Origin of the sequence: Micromonospora sp. SL4-19 (genome assembly GCF_047921475.1) — a bacterium.
In the GTDB taxonomy this organism is placed as follows: domain Bacteria; phylum Actinomycetota; class Actinomycetes; order Mycobacteriales; family Micromonosporaceae; genus Micromonospora.
The window spans coordinates 18,417-39,546 of the sequence record NZ_JBLROB010000043.1 but is presented as its reverse complement, the minus strand read 5'-3'; the positions used below and the strand labels follow the sequence as shown (position 1 = coordinate 39,546).

Annotated in this window: 16 protein-coding genes; 12 read left to right on the top strand and 4 right to left on the bottom strand. The window is 68.2% G+C overall.

What is annotated here, in order from left to right:
- Together ACNAVT_RS29680 and ACNAVT_RS29675 are read left to right on the top strand one after the other, a co-directional pair.
- The coding region (locus tag ACNAVT_RS29680) for a zinc ribbon domain-containing protein (RefSeq protein WP_416301055.1) at window positions 1-328 on the top strand (328 nt) is incomplete at its 5' end.
- Window positions 329-501: 173 nt separating this feature from the next.
- A complete protein-coding gene (locus ACNAVT_RS29675) occupies window positions 502-1,881 on the top strand; it encodes a DUF4303 domain-containing protein (protein ID WP_416301053.1) in 1,380 nt (459 codons plus the stop codon).
- A 171-nt stretch (window positions 1,882-2,052) separates the two neighbouring features.
- Here the strand turns inward: ACNAVT_RS29675 and ACNAVT_RS29670 are convergent, their stop codons facing one another.
- Together ACNAVT_RS29670 and ACNAVT_RS29665 are read right to left on the bottom strand one after the other, a co-directional pair.
- Window positions 2,053-2,868 carry an MBL fold metallo-hydrolase gene (locus ACNAVT_RS29670; protein ID WP_416301051.1) on the bottom strand — a complete coding sequence of 272 codons (816 nt, stop codon included), beginning with the start codon at window positions 2,866-2,868 and terminating at the stop codon, window positions 2,053-2,055.
- Window positions 2,862-3,449 carry a dihydrofolate reductase family protein gene (locus ACNAVT_RS29665; RefSeq protein WP_416301049.1) on the bottom strand — a complete coding sequence of 196 codons (588 nt, stop codon included), beginning with the start codon at window positions 3,447-3,449 and terminating at the stop codon, window positions 2,862-2,864. Before ACNAVT_RS29665 ends, ACNAVT_RS29670 begins: the two co-directional genes overlap by 7 nt.
- Before the next feature lie 73 nt (window positions 3,450-3,522).
- Between ACNAVT_RS29665 and ACNAVT_RS29660 the strand changes: the two genes are divergently transcribed.
- The 4 genes from ACNAVT_RS29660 (at window position 3,523) to ACNAVT_RS29645 (ending at window position 5,763) form a co-directional block, all read left to right on the top strand.
- Entirely contained in the window at window positions 3,523-4,014 is a 492-nt protein-coding gene (locus tag ACNAVT_RS29660; protein ID WP_416301047.1) for a winged helix-turn-helix transcriptional regulator, read from the top strand.
- A gap of 162 nt (window positions 4,015-4,176) precedes the next feature.
- Window positions 4,177-5,175, top strand: coding sequence for an RNA polymerase subunit sigma-70 (locus ACNAVT_RS29655; RefSeq protein ID WP_416301044.1), 999 nt, complete (start codon window positions 4,177-4,179; stop codon window positions 5,173-5,175).
- A 5-nt stretch (window positions 5,176-5,180) separates the two neighbouring features.
- Complete coding sequence (locus tag ACNAVT_RS29650; protein ID WP_416301042.1) at window positions 5,181-5,324, top strand: hypothetical protein; 144 nt, start codon at window positions 5,181-5,183, stop codon at window positions 5,322-5,324.
- Window positions 5,317-5,763: a DUF6069 family protein gene (locus tag ACNAVT_RS29645; RefSeq protein WP_416301040.1), complete on the top strand. Its 447-nt coding sequence runs from the start codon at window positions 5,317-5,319 to the stop codon at window positions 5,761-5,763. Before ACNAVT_RS29650 ends, ACNAVT_RS29645 begins: the two co-directional genes overlap by 8 nt.
- Window positions 5,764-5,902: 139 nt before the next feature.
- Here ACNAVT_RS29645 and ACNAVT_RS29640 read toward each other — a convergent pair whose 3' ends face one another.
- Entirely contained in the window at window positions 5,903-7,024 is a 1,122-nt protein-coding gene (locus ACNAVT_RS29640; protein ID WP_416301038.1) for a hypothetical protein, read from the bottom strand.
- Window positions 7,025-7,620: 596 nt separating this feature from the next.
- Here ACNAVT_RS29640 and ACNAVT_RS29635 point away from each other — a divergent pair.
- From ACNAVT_RS29635 to ACNAVT_RS29625, 3 genes are all read left to right on the top strand, one after another.
- Window positions 7,621-10,833: an arabinofuranosidase catalytic domain-containing protein gene (locus ACNAVT_RS29635; protein WP_416301036.1), complete on the top strand. Its 3,213-nt coding sequence runs from the start codon at window positions 7,621-7,623 to the stop codon at window positions 10,831-10,833.
- 121 nt (window positions 10,834-10,954) lie between these two features.
- Window positions 10,955-12,448 (top strand): glycoside hydrolase family 27 protein, encoded by a 1,494-nt coding sequence (locus ACNAVT_RS29630; RefSeq protein WP_416301034.1) that lies wholly within the window; start codon window positions 10,955-10,957, stop codon window positions 12,446-12,448.
- A 31-nt stretch (window positions 12,449-12,479) separates the two neighbouring features.
- Window positions 12,480-15,920: a hypothetical protein gene (locus ACNAVT_RS29625; protein ID WP_416301032.1), complete on the top strand. Its 3,441-nt coding sequence runs from the start codon at window positions 12,480-12,482 to the stop codon at window positions 15,918-15,920.
- A gap of 274 nt (window positions 15,921-16,194) precedes the next feature.
- Here the strand turns inward: ACNAVT_RS29625 and ACNAVT_RS29620 are convergent, their stop codons facing one another.
- Window positions 16,195-16,623 carry a YybH family protein gene (locus ACNAVT_RS29620; RefSeq protein WP_416301030.1) on the bottom strand — a complete coding sequence of 143 codons (429 nt, stop codon included), beginning with the start codon at window positions 16,621-16,623 and terminating at the stop codon, window positions 16,195-16,197.
- Window positions 16,624-16,711: 88 nt separating this feature from the next.
- On the opposite strand from ACNAVT_RS29620, the gene ACNAVT_RS29615 reads away from it, so the two are divergent.
- From ACNAVT_RS29615 to ACNAVT_RS29605, 3 genes are all read left to right on the top strand, one after another.
- Complete coding sequence (locus tag ACNAVT_RS29615) at window positions 16,712-17,083, top strand: YciI family protein (protein WP_416301028.1); 372 nt, start codon at window positions 16,712-16,714, stop codon at window positions 17,081-17,083.
- A complete protein-coding gene (locus ACNAVT_RS29610; protein WP_416301027.1) occupies window positions 17,071-18,276 on the top strand; it encodes an RNA polymerase sigma factor in 1,206 nt (401 codons plus the stop codon). Before ACNAVT_RS29615 ends, ACNAVT_RS29610 begins: the two co-directional genes overlap by 13 nt.
- Window positions 18,277-18,451: 175 nt before the next feature.
- Window positions 18,452-20,899, top strand: a complete 2,448-nt coding sequence (locus tag ACNAVT_RS29605) for an NPCBM/NEW2 domain-containing protein (protein ID WP_416301025.1) — start codon at window positions 18,452-18,454, stop codon at window positions 20,897-20,899.
- Window positions 20,900-21,130: the final 231 nt, after the last annotated feature.

The following is a 21,130-nucleotide window of genomic DNA, read 5'->3' as shown; positions in this document are numbered from 1 at the left end:
GACCGCCTACAAGACCGACTGGACCGGCGGCACCCACGTGGTCGCCGACCGCTGGTACCCGTCTTCCAAAACCTGCTCGAACTGCCGCGTGGTGAAAGCCAAACTGCCGCTGCACGTCCGAGTCTTCACCTGCGACACCTGCGATCTGGTTCTCGACCGGGACGAGAACGCAGCCCGCAACCTCGCCGCCCTCGCTGCGGCAGTAACAACGGGTACCGGAGTGGCCGGAGACCCGGGCGTGCAAGCGCCGAAACCGCGTGGAGCCGACCAGAAGACCCGCACCACCACCCGGGCCGCAAGGCCGCGGGTGGGCGGGCAGGTGGCGTGACCCTGCCGCGCCGACGGCAGGAGGAAACGCGAGACCGTCATCAGGACACCGAAACGCAACCCGCGCTCCGGTGACACCGTTACGGACCTTTCCAGCCGAAAGGCTGGGATGGGATTGCTGATACCCGACTACGGAATCAGCAACGGAGCGGTCGTGTCGGGCAGGATAGCGGGGTGGCGGTGGGCTTGGACTGGGCGAGCTTCGAGCGTGTGCTGGTAGACGCCCTGGTGCAGGCCGTCCGGTCGGCCGTCGCCGAACATCCTGACGAGCGGTTCTACGCCGCGGCGCTGGACCGGATCTACCGCGAGACCGATGGCCAGATCACCCTGCCCAGCCTCGCGATGAACAGTATCGAGGCGTTGGCGCAGCTACCCGCCGAGGAGCAGGCGGATGTGCGGTGGAGCGCGGCCGACTGGGACCACTACGACGACGAGTGGCTCGCCGAGGACCTGGCCCGGGATTGGGAACGGCGACTGGCCGCGGAGGCCTGTCGAGGGACGACCCGGCAGTGGGAGGCGGCGTTTCGCCGGTACCTTTCGCTGCTCGTGCGCGTGTGCAAGCGAGCCAGGGCCGCACTCCGTGCCAGCGGCGTCACCGGCCGGGACTTCGTGGTGCTGCTGCTCGACGACGAGTACCACGAAACGCTGATCAAACGCGTCCTCACCAAACGTGAGATGAGCCGGCACTTCCCCGAATACGACCAGCGGACGGTCGAGCTGGCGCGGGTCGCCGCACTGTCGCAGGCCGAACGCGCCGCGTATTACGTCGCCAGGCTGGACGCGTTCGACGGTCCGATCAGCGGCGAGGATGCCGAGGTGGCTCTGCGTGATCTCGGGTCGGCCGCGTTTCCCGCCCTGATTCCCATGCTGGCTGCCAAGGGCCGGGCGTGGCAGGCCGCCAAACTGCTGGCCAACATCGGCCAACCCGACCACGACGTCGTGCGGGCACTGCACGAGGCGCTGACTGAGCGGACGGGACCGGACCAGTTGTGGGTGGTTCGTGCGCTGGCGCGATTGGGCCGCCTGGACCTCGTGCTGGGCCAGATCGACCGTCTTCCGCAGGAGGTCGTGGTCAGCGCGGTCGTCGCGCCGTACACGAGCTTCCGCAACCAGGCGATCGCCGCACCACGGTTGGACTATCAGCCTCTGCAGGACCTCATCGAGAGCTGGCCGGCGTACGTGCCGGCGCTGGTCGGGGAGCTCAAGCCAGGGCGGGGGTACTGCGACATCACCGTCGACGAGGTGGACGAAGCGATCCGCGGGCTGGCTTCGCCGCACGCCGTCATCCGCCGGCACGCAGTGTGTGTGCTCGGCGAACGACGTCTCGGTGCCGCCGTCGCCCGACGGGTCCTTCCGCTACTCGGTCAGACCGTCAGCCAGGACCCGGACGCCACCGTGCGGCGGCTGGCAATCCTGTCCCTGCTGTGGTGGCGCAAGCACGCCCACCGGTACGCGAACGTGGTCCACGAGGCGCTCAACGACCCAGATGCAGAGGTCCGCGAAACCGCCGCCTACTGGCTGCGGGAACAGAACGAGTGGGTGGCGAGCTACTAGCTCGCCGCCCACTCCGTTGCATGCCCTCTCTCACCTGGCCAGGCGAGCGCCAGGCGCAAGTTCGTCCATCCGTTCCCGGCTGCCAGGCATTTGCTCAGCATGCACGAGCAGCGTGTCTTCCTAGGACGGTCTAGGGGGTGTGGCGTGGAACCACGATTGATGAAACGCATCCTAGTCACCAGCGGCCAGGCCCTGGACCTGCCCGTGGTGCACATCGCTCACCCACTCCCAGCCGGGCTTGGCCGAGGGGCCGATCCGCGGGTCACCGGGCTCGCGGCCGTCACGCAAGGCAAGCACGTACGCCCGGTCCCGCTCGATCCGCTCGTGCACCTGACCGGCTCCGCCGACCGACCCGTGGCCTGGGACGACGACGTCGACGTCGGCCGCCACGCCCTCCAGCAGCCGCAACGCCGCGAGGTAGTCCTCGATCGGGTCGGCGGCGCCGTCCAGGTCGAGCATGGGGACCATGACGTCGGAGAGCATGTCGCCGGCGACGAGAACCCCGCGCTCCTCGACGAACAGCGCCGCGTGGCCCGGCGCATGCGCTTGATGCTCGATGATCCGGACTCCGGGGCCGTCCCAGGGAATCCGCGTCGTCCCGGCGGGCAGGGCGGTGATGAAGCCGTACAGGTCCAGCGGGACCTGCCCGGCGATTTCCGTCTCGGCCAGGTGTTCGGTGATGTGGGCCTTCGCGTCCGGGTCGGACAGCTGTTCCTGGACAGCGGCCGCGCAGCGGGCCGTGCCGTAACGGGGTGCTTCGCCGAGCTGTGCGTGCCAGAGCAGGTGATCCCAATCCGGATGCGTCGAAAAGCCCGCCACGACGGTCCGGCCCGATGCGGACAGGTCGTTCGCGAGGCAGGCCAGTTCGTGGTCCTGCAACCCGGGGTCGATGAGCAACACGCCGGCGCGGCCTTGCACGACGATGGTGTTGCTCTGGAGGAATTCGCTCTCGTGAACCAGCACGCTGTCCGCGACCTGCCTCAGCACGAGCTCGCCTCCCGGATGGCGTAGTGGTGCATCGTGACGCCCTGCTTGAACGATCGCTGCTCGATCAGGTCGAGCTCGATCGGCATGTCCCAGTCATCGAACAGCGGCCGGCCGAAGCCGAGGATCGCCGGGTGGGTGAAGAGCAGCAGTTCGTCGAGAAGCCCCGCCCGGAGCACCTGCGTGGCAAGCGCCGCGCCGCCCACACCGAGGGTGCCGTCGGTCTCCGCCTTGAGGGCAGCCAGTTGCTCGATCGCGTCGTCCCCGCCGATGATCCGGGTGCCGTGATCGGCGCTGTGGCGGGTGCGGGAGACGAGCACCTTGGGCGCGGAGGTCCAGATCTCGCCGTACTCACGCATGAAGTCCGGCAGCGACGCGTCCTTGCGCGCCCGTGGCCAGTACTCCTCCATCGTCTCGTAGATGACCCGGCCCTGGACCATGCCCGCGAGTGTTCGCGCCCGCGCGTTGAACTCCCGGTGCAGCTCCTCGTCGATGCGCAGCCACTCGCCGGCGCCGTTGTCCCCGGGAACTTGCTCGATCCGCAGGTCGAGGGACACGTTCATCCAGTACAGGAAGCAGCCCATCATCCCCTCCTCCTCTAGTGGTTGCGATTTGCAACTACCATATTGGGGGCCGAGTGCCTGTCAAGGAGGAGTCGTGGAACCACGGTCCGGGTGTCCGATCAACGCGGCCGTCGAGGTGCTCGGAGACCGATGGGCGCTGCTCGTGCTCCGCGACGTCATCTTCGGCGACCGCCGCTACTTCCGGGCGCTGCTCACCGGGTCGGTCGAGGGCATCGCCTCGAACATCCTCGCCGACCGCCTCGTGCGGCTCGTCGAGGCGGGGATCCTCACCCGCGGCACTGCGGCGCGAGGGCAGCGCGCCCGCTACAGCCTCACCGAAGCCGGCATCCGGACCCTTCCGGTCCTCTACGCGCTCGGCAACTGGGGCCTCGACTGGCGCCCGGGCACCGACGAGCTCCAGATCCGGCAGCGGATCATGCGCGACGCGGGCCCGGCGTTCATCGAGGAGCTCATGGACGAGCTCCGGGTGCGCCACCTCGACGCCCCGCCGAAGCCCCACGATGGCCCGGGCCCCCTCGAACGCCTGAACGCCGCCTACGCCGCCGAGCAGGAACGCCGCGACTAGGGCCTGATTTCACAAGGGGAGACGGGCTGCGGCGTGGCCCAGACAACACCTGGACCTCGCCTCGCTCCGGCCCCCCTTGTGAAATCAGGCCTAGTGATGAGTTGTCGCGCCCGCACCCGTCACACCTACGACGGGACACGACGAGACGGAAAGGATGACGTGATGAGTGCGGACACGCGGCTGAGGGAGCTGGGCGTGAGCGGGCTGGGCGAGGTGGACGAGCCGGCGTTCTCGGGGCTGGCGGAGCGGCACCGGCGGGAGCTGCACGTGCACTGCTACCGGATGCTCGGGTCGTTCGAGGACGCCGAGGACACCGTGCAGGAGACGTTTCTGCGTGCCTGGCGGCGGCGCGAGACCTTCGAGGGGCGGTCGACGTTCCGGGCCTGGCTGTACCGGATCGCCACCAACGCCTGCCTGGACCTGCTCGCCAAGTGCCGCCCGGAGCCTGCGACCGGCGGCGAGGTGCTGTGGCTGCAGCCCTACCCGGACCGGCTGCTCGACGAGCTGCCCGCGGGCGACGCGGACGAGCCAGAGACCGTCGCCGTCGCGCGGGAGACGATCGAGCTGGCGTACCTGGTCGCGGTCCAGCACCTCGCGCCGCGCCCGCGGGCCGTGCTGATCCTGCGGGACGTGCTTGGCTGGCCGGCGAAGGACGTCGCGGAGCTCCTCGGGGACTCCGTCAACTCCGTGAACAGCGCGCTGCAGCGGGCCCGCGCCGGCATGCGGGAGCACCTGCCCGCCGAGCGGCAGGACTGGACCGGCGGCGAGGAGGACGCCGAGACGCGCGAGCTGGTGCGCCGCTTCACCGACGCGAGCGTGGCCAAGGACATCGACGGGCTTGCCGCCATGCTGCGGGACGACGTCCGCTGCTCGATGCCGCCCACGCCGGGCCTGCACGTCGGCCGCGAAGCGGTGGTGAACGACTGGGTCGAGGATGGCTTCGCGGACATGAGGCAACTGCGCGCCGTCCTGACCGCCGTGAACCGGCAGCCCGCCGTCGCCTTCTACCTCTGGCGGAAGCGGGAGGGCGCGTACCTGCCGCTGACCATCGACGTCCTGCGCATCACCGGCGGGGCGATCACCGAGATCGTCACGTTCCACGACGACCAGTTCCCGTGGCTCGGGCTGCCGGAGCGCCTGCCGGCGGGCGGCACGGAGTAGTCCCGGTGTGGACGCTCGCGCTGCGCGGTGGCGCGCGTGTCGCGGTGGTCGCGGCGGAGTGGTGCGACGCGGTCGGCGTCGTCACCCGCGGGCGGGTGCAGTACGCCAGCTACCGAATGATGGAGGAACGACATGAACAGCATGAATGACGCCGGGGTCGCCGCAGGCCCGGCATCGGGCCAGACCAGCCGCACCCACCGACTCCGCGGGCTCGCCGGCACCGGCTTCATTGCCACGCTCGCAGCGATGGCGGCCACCACCCTCGCCGCTGCGCTTGCCCAGGCCGTTGGCGTCGACTTCGAGGTCCCCGATGGTGGCGAGACGATCCCGTTGTCCGGGTTCGCCGTGGTGACCGGCTTCTTCTCGGTCGTGGGCATCGTCATTGCCGCCGCTCTTCTTCGTTGGAGCGCTCGCCCCGCGGAGCGATTCGTGTGGATGGCAGTGTCGCTGACCGCGATCTCGTTGGTCCCGCCCCTCCTGTCCGGGGCAAACACCGCCACCACCACCGCCCTCCTCGGGCTACACCTCGTCCCTGCGACGGTGATGATCCCCACCCTGACGCGGAGCCTCCGCACCCGGACCGATTGACGATCCGCAACGGCGGGATGAGGACCAAACGTCATCCGCTTCGGTCGGGGCGCATCGGGTACCTCGGTCGCGTTCACGCTGGCCGAACCCGCCGTCGCAACGCCTCCCACGGTGAGGTTCTTCGGTGGACCCGAGGAGGTCATTGAGGACTCCACAGCAGGAGCTGGAACGGGTCTTCGCCGCAGGTGAGCCAGGTCCTGTCACCGAGCGGGATCGGGGCCTCCGACACGGGCACCGGGTACTCGAGCTGGCCGAGCACGTCTCCCCGCGCCGTGTCGATCAGCCAGTGCCGCGGGTGCCCGTGCTCCTCGTCGCTCTCGCCGGTACCGGCGATCACCGTGTGCTCGTCGACGAAGCCGCACTGGTAGTCCCAGAAGGACTCTTCCTCCGGTTCTGGCGGCGCCTCGGGATGTGGCGGAAGCCGGTCGTAGGCGGCCACCTCGTGCGCCACCGCACCGTCGGGAAGGCGGTGGATCGCCAGTTCCCCTTGTCCGTGGGCGACCGTGAGGAACCGTGTCCCGCAGGGGCTGACGTCGGCGAGGCAGCGGTCGTCATCCCCGATGCGGGTGACGGTGAGTCGGGCACCGTCCCACCGACCCCACCGCAGCGGCACACCGTCCTGGCCTTCGCCGACGCTCAGGCCCATCTGCCTCGGGTCGGGGTGGGGGACGTGGTGGGACCCGACGGCTGCGGTGTCGGTCGAGGCCCGTCCCAGGACGCGGCCGTCGACGGGGTCGAGCACGAGCCACTCCTCGTCGGGCTTCGGCTCGGCGTCATCCGGCAGGGGGGTGCGTACGTGTGCCCACACCGTTGAGCCGTCCGCGTTGATCCAGCAAGAGCCCCAGTCGGGAAGGCGGTGCCCGTCGCTGCCCGCGTACTCCTCGTAGGAGTCATGGAAGGACGAGCAGGACGAGCCCCAGCACGCGTGCTGCACCCGCCAGCGCAGCGCGCCGGCGGCGTCGACCGCGTGCAGCGCATGCTGACCGCTGAAAACCGCCAGGTCCAGGGTAGGGCTCACCGCATCGATCCCGCCGGCCCAGCGGGGCCAGGGTGCCGGAAACCGGGCGGCGGGTGCGTCGTCGCCGGCGAGGAGCCGGGCGAGGTCGTACGCCGCCAGTTCGTCGTCCCGGCGGATCACGACGAGCCGGCGGTGCGGCCACCGCTGGACGGCGGGCGTGTCCGCGGTGTGGGCGATACCGGGTACGCGAGGAGCGTTCGCCGGCACGCGGAAGGACGCCACGAGGCGAGGGGTGATGGGCACCCGTTCATCCTGCCCGCCCGCTACGACGGCATCGAAGGCGATGACTCATCGTCGTTGATCCGGCGATTGACATCGATGCATTGGCAGTGGTTCAATGAGTTCACTGTAGATGTGAGCGCTCACATTCCTCGCCTCGATCTCATGACCGCCACGTCAACGCCCTGCCTATTGGGACTCTGCCTCATGGGGGAATGCTGGGGCGGGTGGCACCCAGCGTCAACGTGAGCGGTAACAACACGGATGGTGCGTACTTGCCACCGAGGAGAGTGATCCTGGGTGATCCGGCTCAGTCACGCTCGAAATCGCCGCGCAGCCCTGACTGGGGCTACCGGCTTGCGATCTTCAACGACCCGACTCAGGAACGCCGTGGCGACCAGGAAGCGGCATGGCCCGCGGGCGCCAACACCGGCGTGGCAGCTGGGCGCGAAGTGGACACGAGGCCCGCCGCCTCGTCGCACGCGTAGCTGTGCGGCCCACCCGACTCCATCAGCGCTGACGAATATTTGTTAACGCCAAATGATCGCGCATTATCAATGGCCTTTCGGCCAAGCCGGGCTCGACTCGGTCAGCAGGCGAACGATCGGAGCATATCGACTATGTTCAGGCCCCCCATCCTGCGCCTACGCCGTAGAACCCTCGCCGCTCGTGCGGCTGTTGCTCTTACCCTGTTCGGCGCCGCGTTCGCGATGGCGCCACCGGCACTGGCGGCGCAACCTGCCGCCCCGGCCCGACCGGCGGGCCCGTGTGACATCTACACCGCCGCCGGCAAACCCTGCGTGGCCGCCCACAGCACCACGCGGGCGATGTACGCCTCCTACGACGGCCCGCTGTACCAGGTCCGGCGCCTGTCGGACAACGCGGTCAAGGACATCGGCATCGTCCAACCGGTTGCTCTGCCGTTCTCGGATCCAGGCGGATACGCCGACGCGGCCGCGCAGGATGCGTTCTGTGCCGATACGACCTGCCTCATCACCATCCTCTACGACCAGTCTCCCATGCACAACGACCTGACCCAGGCGCCGCGCGGCGGATTCAGCGGCCCAGCCTTGGGCGGGTTCAACAACCTCCCGATCGCGGACATGGCACCGGTCACGATCGGTGGCCACAAGGCGTACGGCGTCTTCATCGAGCCGGGCATGGGCCTGCGTAACAACGACACCAAGGGTGTCGCGGTCGACGACCAGCCGCAGGGGCAGTACTGGGTCATCAACGGCCACCACTACAACAGCGGCTGCTGTTACGACTACGGCAACGCCGAGATCGACAGCCGCGACGACGGCAACGGCACGATGGAAACCACCTACTACGGCAACGCCACCGCCTGGTACCGCGGGAGCGGACCCGGTCCGTGGATCATGACCGACCAGGAGAACAACCTGGTTGGTTGTGTCAACCCGGGGAGCACGTCCAAGCTCTGCCCGGACCTGCCGAGCATCAACTGGCGGTTCGTGACCGCGATGGCCAAGGGCGAGCCGCATCACTGGGCCTCCCTGGGCGGCGACGCGCAGCAGGGCTCCCTGTCGACGATGTTCGACGGGCCGCGCATCAACTCGACCTATGACCCGATGCGCAAGCAGGGAGCAATCCTCCTGGGCAACGGTGGCGACAACAGCAACGGCTCGCAGGGCACGTTCTATGAAGGCGCGATGACGACCGGATACCCGTCGGACGCCGATGACCAGCTGATTCAGGCCAACGTCGTGGCTGCCAAGTACGACGTGCAGCGGCTGAGCCTTTCTCCGGCGTCGGCAGTTACCGCGCCGCCAGGGCTCCAGACGTTCGCACCGGGGACCTCGCAGGACACCACCGTGACGTTCACCAACACCACGGGGTCCCGCGCGGTGGGCGTGAAGCTGAGCATTTCGCTGCCCGACAAGCAGTGGACCTCCGTCGTCCCGGGCACCACCGACACGTCGATGACATTCGACTCGGTCGCACCCGGCGCGAGCGTGAGCGCAACCTTCAAGGTCACCTCGGGACCGGCGCCCTTCAACGGCGACCTGGTCGGCAATGCCCGGTGGACGAACCCGACGAAGGGTGGGAGACAGTTCGAGACGACGGCCGAGAAGGTGCGGAACGTCAGCCCGATCAAGATCAACGAATTCCGTACGGGCACCAGTACCAACTCGACCAACGCGTTCATCGAGCTCTACAACGCCGGCGCCACCGACGTCGACGTCTCCAACTGGACCTTGACCGAGCACCCGACCCAGCAGGCCACCTTCTCCACGGTGACGGTGCCGGCCGGAACGACGCTCGCGAGCCACAGCTTCTACGTGCTCGGCCTGGCCAACTCCGGGCTGGCGGCCCCCGCCCGCGGTGGCGACACCACCATCAACGTCAGAAGCACGACCGGGTTGGCGGCAGGCCATCAGATTGCCATCGACACCGGCTCCAGCGCGGAAACCCGTACGATCGTAAGCGTCGGGACGGCGGCCACCGCCAGTACGACCCTGTGGCAGCCCCTCCCCGACGGTCCGGTCGTCACGATTCCCGCAGGCTCGACCAACGTGCCTGTCACGAGCACCTCCGGCTTCACCGTGGGTCAGAAGATCGGTCTCGGCTACGGCGCCAACCACGAGGTGGCCACGGTCACCGCGGTCGGCAGGCCGGGTACGCAGGGGCTCCTGTCGGCGGCCGCCCGCGCGGGTGGCACCAACATCAAGATGTCGTCCACCACCAACATCTCGGTCGGTGACAAGATCAGGTTGGACATCGACAGCCCCGGCCACGGCATCGAGTACGTCACGGTCACCGCGGTCGGCACCTCCGGCGCGAACGGCACGGGCATCACCGTCGCCGCCCCGCTGCAGTTCGACCACGCATCCAACCTCCCCTACAGCGTGTGGGGGACCGGGGTCAGCTTCACGCCGGCGGCGCACTTCCCGCACTCGAGCAACGAGCCGGTGCAGGCACTGGGCAGCGGCATCACCCTCGACAAGCCCCTCGACAACGGCCACGCCATCAACACACCAGTGCGTGACACCGCAGTCACGAACGCCGGCTACCAGGGCACGCCGGCACCCCACCAGTGGTTCGGGGGCCCCGCCCTCGCCAGCGCCGGCAACATGGTGCTGCGTGACGCCGAGGACCTGGTAGTTGACAGCCTCAACTACGGAAGCCTCGTCGACCCATGGACCGCCGAGGGCTACCAGGCCACCTCCGGGTCGGGGCAGAGCGGCTGCCGAGTGAGCACACCGGGCACGACGGGTGCCAACGGGCGAAGCGCCGCCCGCTTCCCCGACGGCAACGACACCGACAGCAACTGCGCCGATTTCCATACGGCAACCGGGCCCACGCCTGGGTCATCCAACGACATCAGCTTCACCCTCTCCCCGGGCCCCCGCGTTTCGCTGCAGACCACGACACCCAGCGGCTCATCGAACTACATCCAGCACGGCACTACCACCAATGTGGCCACTGCCACGGTGACGGCGGCCAGCCCGGAGACCGACAAGCAGAACGCGACCTTCGTGCAGGCGGCCGGCCTGTCCAACCCGAACTGCTCCTCGTTCGAGTCGGTCAACAGGCCCGGAAACTACCTGCGGCACCAGGGCTTCGTGGTCTCCCTTCAACCCGACGACGGCAGCACACTGTTCTCTCAAGACGCCACCTTCTGCCGGGTACCAGGAAACAGCGGTCAAGGAGTGTCGTTCCAGTCGGTGAACTACTCGACGCGGTACCTCCGCGCCTACAACGGCGGCGTCTACCTCGCCGGCCCGCCCGGCACCAACGCGTGGGACACCACCATCTCGTATGCCGACGACACGAGTTGGCTGGTCGCCTCGCCGTGGTCCCCGGCGCCGTGAGGCACCGGCGAAGTAGAGGTACCCAACCACGCCGGAGGGTGCGGGACGGACGAACCGAGCAGCCGCCCGCCCCGAAGGCGCAGCCAGGGACGACGAAGGAGGAGCCTTGAGACTCGCCAGGATGGCCACCCTTGTCTGGGTGGTTGCACTCACCGCCGGCTCGACGCCCGTGATGTTCAGCCCATCGGCCCAAGCAAAGGCCGGTCGGGTGGACTCGCGCCAAGTGACGCTCGACGAAGCTACGCGAGATGACGTCGCACTTGATGACCTTGCCCGCACCCCACCGATGGGCTACAACAACTGGAACTCCACCGCCTGCCGGACCGTGTTCAACGAGGCGTTCATCAAGCAGATGGCCGACCTGATGGTGGAAACCGGCCTCAAGGACGCCGGCTATGAGTACCTCAACATCGACGACTGCTGGGCCCGCCCACAGAACAACCCCCTCGGCTCCCGAGATGCCGACGGCCACCTCGTCGTGGACCCCAACCGCTTTCCCAACGGGATCGACGGCCTCGCAAACTACGTACACGCCAAGGGCATGAAGTTCGGCATCTACCACGACGCCGGAACCAAGACCTGCAACGGCCAGGGATTCGACGGCGTGCTCGGCCCAGGTTACGTCAATGGCAAACAGCGCTACGAGCAGATCGACGCGCAGGACTTCGCGAACTGGGGCGTCGACCTGGTCAAGCACGACTGGTGCAACGTGGTCCTCGCCCAGGTTCCGCCCTTCGGAGGCACCCGCAACGCCAAAGCCCGCGAGCTGTACCTCACGATGCGCGACGCGCTCAATGCGACCGGTCGGAAAATCGTGTTCCAGGTCGCGACTCTCGGGGACCCAGGCGTACAGCCGTGGGAATGGGCCGCCGACATCGGCGCGCAGTACTGGCGCACAACCGGTGACATACAGGCGAACTACAACAGCATGTCGAACATCGCCAAGTTCAACCTCCAGCTCGCCCAGTACGCCGGCCCGGGCCACTGGAACGACCCCGACATGCTTCAGGTCGGCAACGGCACCTGGCCGATCGTGGAACAGCGGACCCACTTCAGTCTGTGGGCGATCATGGCCGCGCCCCTACTGATCGGCACCGACCTACGGCAAGCCACACCCGAGGAGATGGACATCCTTCTCAACACCAACGTCATCGCCGTCGACCAGGACCCACTCGGTGTCCAAGGCGATCTCGTCCGCCCCGTCACCAACGGCCAGTACATCATTGCCAAGCCGTTGCAGAACGGCGATGTCGCGGCAGCGTTGTGGAACGACAACACCACGAGCGGTCAACTCACCACGACGGTAACCGAACTCGGCCTGCCGCCGACCACCGGCGTGTACACGCTCCGCGACCTCTGGAGCGACGAGCTGCAGCTCACCTACGACACAGTTACCGCGCAGGTTCCGGCGCGCGGAACGGTGATGTACCGAATCGGCACGCGCCCCGACGACAAGGACGACTGCAAGGACGGCGGCTGGGCCACCTTCACCGACCCTGGCTTCCGAAACCAAGGCCAGTGCGTGTCCTGGGTGCTCCGGTCACAGCACAACGCCAGCGATCTCCCAACGGTAGCGGCAGCGGCAATTCCAGGAGGGAACGGGAATGCACAGTAGATCGTTAGCGACCCGCGTGCTCAGTCTGGCCGTGATCACCGTCTGGCTCGTGGCCTCCACGGTCCTCACCGGCGAGACAGCGGCGCGTGCGCAAGACACCGCCGTCGCCGATCATGAGATGCCGCAGCTCAGCGGCATCAGGCCAGTCAGAGCAGTCGAGATCATGGGCAGCGCGAACGCCGCCAAACCGGTGATTCCGAAGCCAGGCGACATCGACTACTACAACGGTCTTGGACTGACACCGACGATGGGCTTCAGCACCTGGAACCCGTACGGCTGTCCATGGATCACCGAGGATCTGATCAAGGCAACCGCGCGTGCGATGGTGACCAGCGGGCTGCGCGATGCGGGCTACGAGTACGTCAACCTCGACGACTGCTGGCAGGCCGGGCGACACCTCACGGGGCTCGCCAGGAACCACGCGGGACGGGTCAACGGCCATCTTGTTGCCGATCCGGTCGCGTTCCCAAGCGGCATGAAGGCCCTCGGCGACTACATTCACTCGCTAGGTCTCAAGTTCGGTCTGTACAGCACGCACGGTTCGTCGACCTGCCAGAACGTCGCGGCCACGTTCGGGTTCGAGGAGGTCGACGCTCAAGATTACGCCGATTGGGGCGTCGACTTCTTCAAGTTCGACACCTGCAACGGCGGTCTGCCCAGCGACCCGAACGCCTTCTACAACCGGTACAAGGTGTTGACTGACGCGTTGCTCGCCACCGGCCGCGACATCACCGTCGAGATCTGCGACTTCACGCGCGGCGGGCAGGCCTGGCTGTGGGCACCCCAGCTCGGCAACAACTGGCGCACGACAGGCGACATCAGCGCCCAGTACAGCAGCGTGCGCAACAACTTCGTCACCAACCAGACGTACCAGGCCTTCGCCGGCCCGGGGCACTTCAACAACCCGGACATGATGGAGATCGGAAACGGAGGCCACGACCTCGCCACATCCGGCGGGTACAGCACCCTCGCGGCACCGGTCAAAGTCGGCGACACCACCATCCAGGTAACGTCTCCTCTGAGCCAGCACAATATCGTCGGCGCACCGATCCGGATCGGTAGCGTTTGGGACTCGGGAGCCAACCGCCCTGGAACCGGCGTTGTCGAGAGCTCCATCGTCGCCTCCAGGGGTACCGCGGCAGGCCCGCCCGTCTCCACCTTCGCAGCGGCGAAACCAGGCGACACCAACATCAAGGTGGACAGCGCCGACGGCATGGTGGTCGGCAACAAACTCCTCGTCGAGTCGGTCAAAGGTGGCGGCCCCGACTTCGCACATCCGGTGACAGGAGACAAGCTGAGCGGCAGCGGCTTCAACTTCCCGTTCGGCGCCTACCCACTGCCGACAGGCGCCTACGAAGCGCCAACGATCACCGCGGTCGGCACGCCTGGAGTCTCAACGACCCTTGCCGACACCACTGCCATCGGCGACACGAACATCAAGGTCAGCAGTGCCGCCAACCTCGAGGCCGGCGACACCCTGACCATCGGCCACGGCAGCAACGCCGAGACCGCCACGATCGCCAGCGTAGGCACCGCGGCCGGCGCCGCCCGGACGATCGTCGCGCCAACCGCGGCGGGCGACACAAATGTCAAGGTGGACAACATCGGGGGCTTCGTCGTCGGCGAGCCATTCGTCGTCGACACCGGCACCAGGGCCGAACGGGCCACGGTCACCGCCGTCGGTTCCGCGGCAGCCGCCGCCACCAGCACGGTCGCTCCGGCCGCCGCCGGCGACACCGTCGTCAAGCTGGCCAGCACAGCAGGAGTCGTAGCCGGTCAGAAGATCGTCATCGGCGACGGCCCCGACGCTGAGACCGCCACAGTCACGAGCATCGGTACCGCCGCCGGCGCCAACACGACCATGATCGCACCCGCCTCCATCGGTGACACCAACGTGAAGGTAGCCAGCACCAACGGATTCGTCGTCGGCCAAGACCTGGCGATCGTCGAATCAGGTGCCGTGCCCATCGGCGCGCCCACCGAAGCCGCCACCGTCGTCGCCGTCGGCACTGCCGCGGGCCCCGTGACTCAAACGGTTGCCTCGACCGCCATCGGTGACACGAACCTCAAGGTGGCCAGCACCAACGGATTCGTCGTCGGGCAGCCGATGCAGGTCATGGAGTACGGCGGTGCCCAGTTCGAGACGACGACCGTCGTCAGCATCGGCACCCCCGCGGGCGCTGCCACAACGGTTGCCGCCCCGGCTACCCGCGGCAACACGAACATCAAGGTGACCAGCGTCAACGGATTCGTCGTCGGACAGGACCTGGTTGTCGGCGTCGGGCGACGCCAGGAAGTCCGCTCAGTAACGGACGTAGGCACCGCCGGCGCGAACGGTACCGGAGTCACCCTCGGTGAACCGCTAGCCTTCGATCACCTCACCCTCGATCGAATCCGCGGGGTAGGCACCGGTATCACCGTGACGCCCTTTGCGAAACCCCACGCCAGCGGCAGTGCCACCCGAGGCCAAGGCACCGGAGTCACCGTGACCCCACTCACGATGAATCACGATCTCGGCAAGACCGGCACCGGATCCGGACAGTCCCAGGCCCCCGGCTCCGGCAAGTCGATCCGCGGCACCGGCACCGGCGTCACGCTGGCCGCACCACTCACCAAGCCACACGGCGGATCCGTCACGGCGCGTGGACTTGGCACTGGCATCACCATCACGCCACTCACGGCCGCCCACGAAGGTGCCATCGCCACACGGGGACTCGGAACGGGCGTCACCCTGTCCAAGCCCCTCACCGGCGTGCACCACGGCGACGCGGTTGTTCGCGACCAGAGCAAGCCGGGGACCGGGATCACCATCGACGTCCCGCTGGAACACGGTCACGCGGTCAACGCCGTCCTTCGCGGAGGCGGCACGGGAATCACTCTGACCACACCCGCGACCGCCGCCCACCCACTCGGCGAACAAGTCGGCGCCAGCAGTATGACCGTGGACGAGGCACGCACCCACATGAGCCTGTGGGCCATGGCTGCCTCACCGTTGGTCATCGGCGCGGAAATCCCCAACATGCAGAAACAGAACCTCGAGATCTACCTCAACCGCGACGTGATAGCCGTCGATCAAGATGCGCTCGGCATCCAGGCATCCACGGTCACCAACGCCAACAACCACTGGGTCCTACGGAAACCGCTCGCCAACGGCGACGTCGCAGCAGCGTTGTGGAACGACACCACCACGAGCGCCCAACTCACCACGACCGTAACCGAACTCGGACTGCCGCCGACCACCGGCGTGTACACGCTGCGTGACCTGTGGAGCAAGGAGCTGCAGCTCACCTACGACACCATCACTGCCCAGGTGCCGGCACACGCGACGGTGATGTACCGCATCGGCACGCGACCCGACGACAAGGACGACTGCAAGAACGGCGGCTGGGCCAGCTTCACCGACCCCAGCTTCCGCAACCAAGGTGACTGCGTGTCCTGGACAAATCTGAACATCAAGCACCTGCCGCAGTAGCGGTAGTTCTCAGGCGGAGAGGGGAATACCGCGACCCAGGGTTGGCCGGCTCCCGGTCCGTATAGGTCGTGAGCAGGGCGCATGACCAGAAGGAGGGAAGAGGCGACAACAACGCTGTCGTCTCTTCCCTCCGGAGGCTCTCCCCACCGAGCGGGACACCCCGGTCTACGTGAGGCCCTACGGCGCTTGCGGGGTACTTCCAGGTACACCGGCGAGCGCTCAGGTCGTACGCGAGGCGCCGGCGTCGGCGGCGGGCCCAGCACCCCTGATCACCTCAGTCGGTGGGGGTCAGCCCGGTCGAGGCGCGGAACGAGCCGTCCATCTCGAACGGCACCGACTCGTGCTCGTGCGTCACCAGCCAGCGCCCGTCGATGCGGTGCAGCCCCAGCGTCACTCGGAACCACAGGCTGAAGCTCTCGGTCGAGCCCCGAGGCACAGCGGTCAGGCAGTCGAGGCTGGTCGCGAACGCCACGTCGCCGTCCGTGGTGATCTCGAGCTGGGTGACCTCGCGGCGCGGCGGCGCCTCGAAGGTGGCCATCCAGGCCTCCAGCGCGGCCGGGTTCCGGCCGTCGCCAGGCTGGCGCAGCGGCGGGGCGAGGGTGTACTCGACGAAGCTGGGCGCGTAGTACGACAGGATGGCCTTGGCGTCACCTTTCTGCAGCAGCGCGGCCTTGCCCTCGATGACTTCCCGGATCTCGTCCATGACGGGTCCTACCTTTCTCTCTTGCCCGGGATGTCGAAGCCGGGCCGCCCGGTTTCGACATCCCGGGCAAGAGAGAAGGAGAGAAGCCATGAAATACCTGATCCTGATCCAGTCGAACCCGCAGTCGCTGGCCGTCTGGGAGACGCTGACCGATCAGCAGCGGACCGACTTCGGCCTCGGTCACCTGCGGCTGACCGAGGAGATGCGTGAGGCCGGCGTGCTGGTGGTCAGCGAAGGGCTGGGCGACCCGGCCCTGGCCACCCAGGTCTCGGTGCGCGACGGTAGGACGATCACCTCCGACGGCCCGTACGCCGAGGTCAAGGAGCACCTGGCCGGCTTCTACCTGATCGACGTCGCGGATATCGACGAGGCGGTCGCCTGGGCCGCGAAGGCGCCAGACGCCGCGTACACCCGGGTTGAGGTGCGCCCGATCCTCGATATGAGCACATGGGAGCTGTGACCGGGCTGCCGGACCTGCTGCGCGAATGCGCACCGCAGGTCCTGGCCGCCGTGGTGCGCCGCTACGGCGACTTCGAGGCCTGCGAGGATGCGGTGCAGGAGGCGCTGATCGCGGCCGCCCGGCAGTGGCCGGAGACCGGCGTCCCGGAGCAGCCGCGGAACTGGCTGATCACCGTGGCGAGCCGCCAGCGGGTCGACCTGCTGCGCAACGAGACTGCCCGCCGGCGCCGCGAGGAGGCGGTCCGGCACGAGCCCGCGCCGCAGGTCCGTGGCGACGACGAGCTGCCGTTGCTGCTGCTCTGCTGCCATCCGGCGCTGAGCGTGCCGGCGCAGGTCACGCTCACCCTACGGGCGGTCGGCGGGCTCACCACCGCGGAGATCGCCCGGGCGCTGCTGCTGCCGGAGGCCACCGTGGGCCAGCGGATCAGCCGGGCCAAACAGCGGATCCGCGACACCGGCACCCGGTTCGAGATGCCCGCGCCGGGCGAGCTCGGCGAGCGTCTCACCGCAGTCCGCCACGTGCTCTACCTGATCTTCAACGAGGGCTACACGGCCAGCTCCGGCGACGCCTTGAACCGGGTGGAGCTGACCCGGGAGGCGATCCGGCTGACCCGGCAGCTGCACCGGCGCCTACCGGACGACGGCGAGGTGGCCGGCCTGCTCGCGTTGATGCTGCTCACCGACGCGCGCCGGCCCTCGCGTACCGGGCCGGACGGCACCCTGGTCCCGCTCGCCGAGCAGGACCGGCGCCGCTGGGACGCGGCCGCGATCGCCGAAGGCGTCGCGATCATCACCCACACGCTGGCGCGGGCCCCAATCGGCCCGTTCCAGCTGCAGGCCGCGATCGCGGCGGTGCACGACGAGGCAGCGCGCGCCGAGGACACCGATTGGCCGCAGATCCTCGCCCTGTACGGGATGCTGCACGCACTCGCCCCGAGCCCGATGGTCACGCTGAACCGGATCGTGGCGCGTGCCATGGTCGACGGCCCGAAAGCCGGGCTCGCCGCTCTGGACCAGATCGCCGACGATCCGGTGCTGGCCCGGCACCACCGGACCGCGGCGGTGCGGGCTCACCTGCTGGAGCTGGCCGGCGACCGGGCCGGGGCGCAGGAGCATTACCGGCTGGCGGCGCGGCTCACGCTCAGCCGGCCCGAGCAGCGCTATCTGGAGTCGCGGGCAGCGCAGCTCCTGTGAATCTCGTGGTGGCCCTGTTCGACGGCGGGCCCATCCGCAACCCGCCGAATCAGAGTTGTGTTCACCACTGAAACCAACACACCCGCCCAGGTATTGACACTACTGGACAACCATAGTTACCGTCATCGATCACAATCGCACATCGCGACCTGGTCATCGAAGACAGGAGACGGTCATGCGTGCATTCCGAGGACGGCTGCTAACCACCTTCGCCGCGTTGGTTGTTGCGGCAGCCGCCACCACCACGGTCACCGTCGCGGCCGAGAACGTCGCGCCGCGCCCGGCGTATGCCCTCGATGACGGGATGGCCCTCACTCCGCCGATGGGCTTCAACAACTGGAACACCACGCATTGCAGCAACACGTTCAACGAGCAGATGATCATGGGTATCGCCGACCTGTTCGTGGCCAAGGGGCTCAAAGACGTCGGCTACCAGTACGTCAACCTCGACGACTGCTGGGCCCTGCCGACCAGAGACCCGGCCACCCAGCGGCTGGTGCCGGATCCCGCCAGGTTCCCGCACGGCATCAAGTGGCTGGCGGACTACGTGCACGGCAAGGGCCTCAAGTTCGGCATCTACACCAGCGCCGGCACCAAGACCTGCAACACCCTGGGCTTCCCGGGCGGGCTGGGCCACGAGGACACCGACGCGCAGACGTTCGCCGACTGGGGCGTGGACTACCTGAAGTACGACAACTGCAACAACCAGGGTGTGCCGGCGATCGAGCGGTACACCAAGATGCGCGACGCGCTGAAGAAGACCGGCCGGCCGATCGTCTTCAGCATCTGCGAATGGGGCCAGAACCAGCCCTGGCGGTGGGGCGCCGAGATGGGCCACCTCTGGCGCACCACCGGTGACATCAGCGACAGCTGGAGCTCGATGCTCTCGATCATGAAGCAGAACGCTGCGCTCGCCGAGTTCGCCGGACCCGGGCACTGGAACGACCCGGACATGCTCGAGGTCGGCAACGGCGGGATGACCGATACCGAGTACCGCTCACATTTCAGCCTCTGGTCCATCATGGCCGCGCCGCTGCTGATCGGGTCGGACCTGCGCAACGCGAGCCAGGCGACATACGACATCCTGCTCAACCGGGACGTGATCGCGGTGAACCAGGACCGGCTGGGTGTGCAGGCCCGGGTGCTGTCCAACCAGGATGGCCTCTGGGCCTTCGCCAAGCCGCTGGCGAACGGCGACGTGGCTGTCGCGCTGTTCAACGAGAACTCGTACGGTGCGCGGATCGGCGTCGCCGCGGCGGAACTCGGCCTGCCGCACCGGGAAGGCTATGTGCTCCGTGATCTGTGGCAGCACACGAGCACCGAGTCGGCGGGGGAGGTCGCCGCTCACGTCCCGGCGCACGGCACCGTCATGTACCGGGTGAGCACCGACCCGGACTGGGGCACCTACCCGCCCACCACCAGCTTCGAGGCGAAGGCGAACGGCCCCGGGCAGGGGTCGGCCGGCCAGTACATCGTGCCCGGCCAGCCGGTCGAGGTGACCGCCGAGCTGACCAACCATGGCCGGCTCCCGGCGCAGAAGGCGGCAGTGCAGGTCACTGGGCCGACCTCCTACGAAGGGGTCTCGTACGAAGGTGAGGCGGCCGGCAACACGCTGTCCGGCGGGGCCCGGCTCAGCTCGTGCTCAGGCTGCTCCGGCGGGCAGAAGGTGGGCTTCATCGGCAACGGCCCGAACAACTGGGTACGTGTCAACGGGGTCACCGCGACCGCTGCCGGTACCTACCGGCTGACAATCTACGCCGCCGTGAGCGGCACGCGATCGTTCTTCGTGAGCGTCAACGACGGCGCCAGCGTGGAGGTGCCGGTGACCGGGACCAGCTTCTCCAGCCCGGTGGCGGTCACGCTCGACGTGCCACTCGCGGCAGGCGCGAACACGATCCGGTTCTCCAACGACACCGCGTACGGGCCGGACCTCGACCGGATCGTGGTGAGCGGCACGGCAAACCTGGCTGACTGGACCGTCGCGCCGACCGCCCCACATACCAAACCCGTACTGCTCAGCGGCACGAGTGCCGGCGGCACCTGGCAGGTGACACCGCCCGCGGACGCCGCCCCCGGAACTTACGAGCTGGAGGTGACCGGTGCCTACTACTCGCATGGCAAGCAGTACGGCACAGGCGCCCGGGTGCGGCTGGTTGTCTCCGCCACGCCGCCCCTCATCACCGGTTTCCTCAGCGACGCGCGATGGCTGGAGGCAAACAACGGCTGGGGCCCGGTCGAAACCGACATGTCCAACGGGGAGCAATCCGTCCGCGACGGCCGCACCATCTCGATCGGTGGTGTGCAGTACGCCAAGGGCCTTGGCGTACACGCGTCGAGCGACATCCTGTACCTCGCCGCCGGCAGGTGCACGAGCCTGGTCGCCGACGTGGGCATCGACGACGAGAAGCGTGGCAACAGGGCCGGCTCGGTCACCTTCGAAATCTGGGCCGACTCGACGAAGGTCGCCGACAGCGGCGTGCTGACCTGGCAGGACCCGGCGAAGACGCTCACCGCCGACATCAGCGGCGCGTCCTTCGTCCGGCTCGTGGTCACCGAGGCCGGCGACGGCAACAACAGCGACCACGCGGACTGGGCAGCGGCCAGGGTGACCTGCGCTCCGTAAGATCCGTTCACGACACACGGGATCTCTCTCCGGTGCTCGTGGCGGCGGGGCATGGGTCCAGGTGATGGGCCGGGGTAGCGCGGTCAGGCGGCTGAACGCGGCGGCGAAAACGGCTACCCCGGGCCAGTTTTCGGCGATGCGTAGGTAGGTGCGGCGGGCGGATCGGATGATCCGGGCTGGTCCTGGAGCAGCGGGTGACGCAGCTACTTCGGTTCGGCGGGCTTTCCGGCG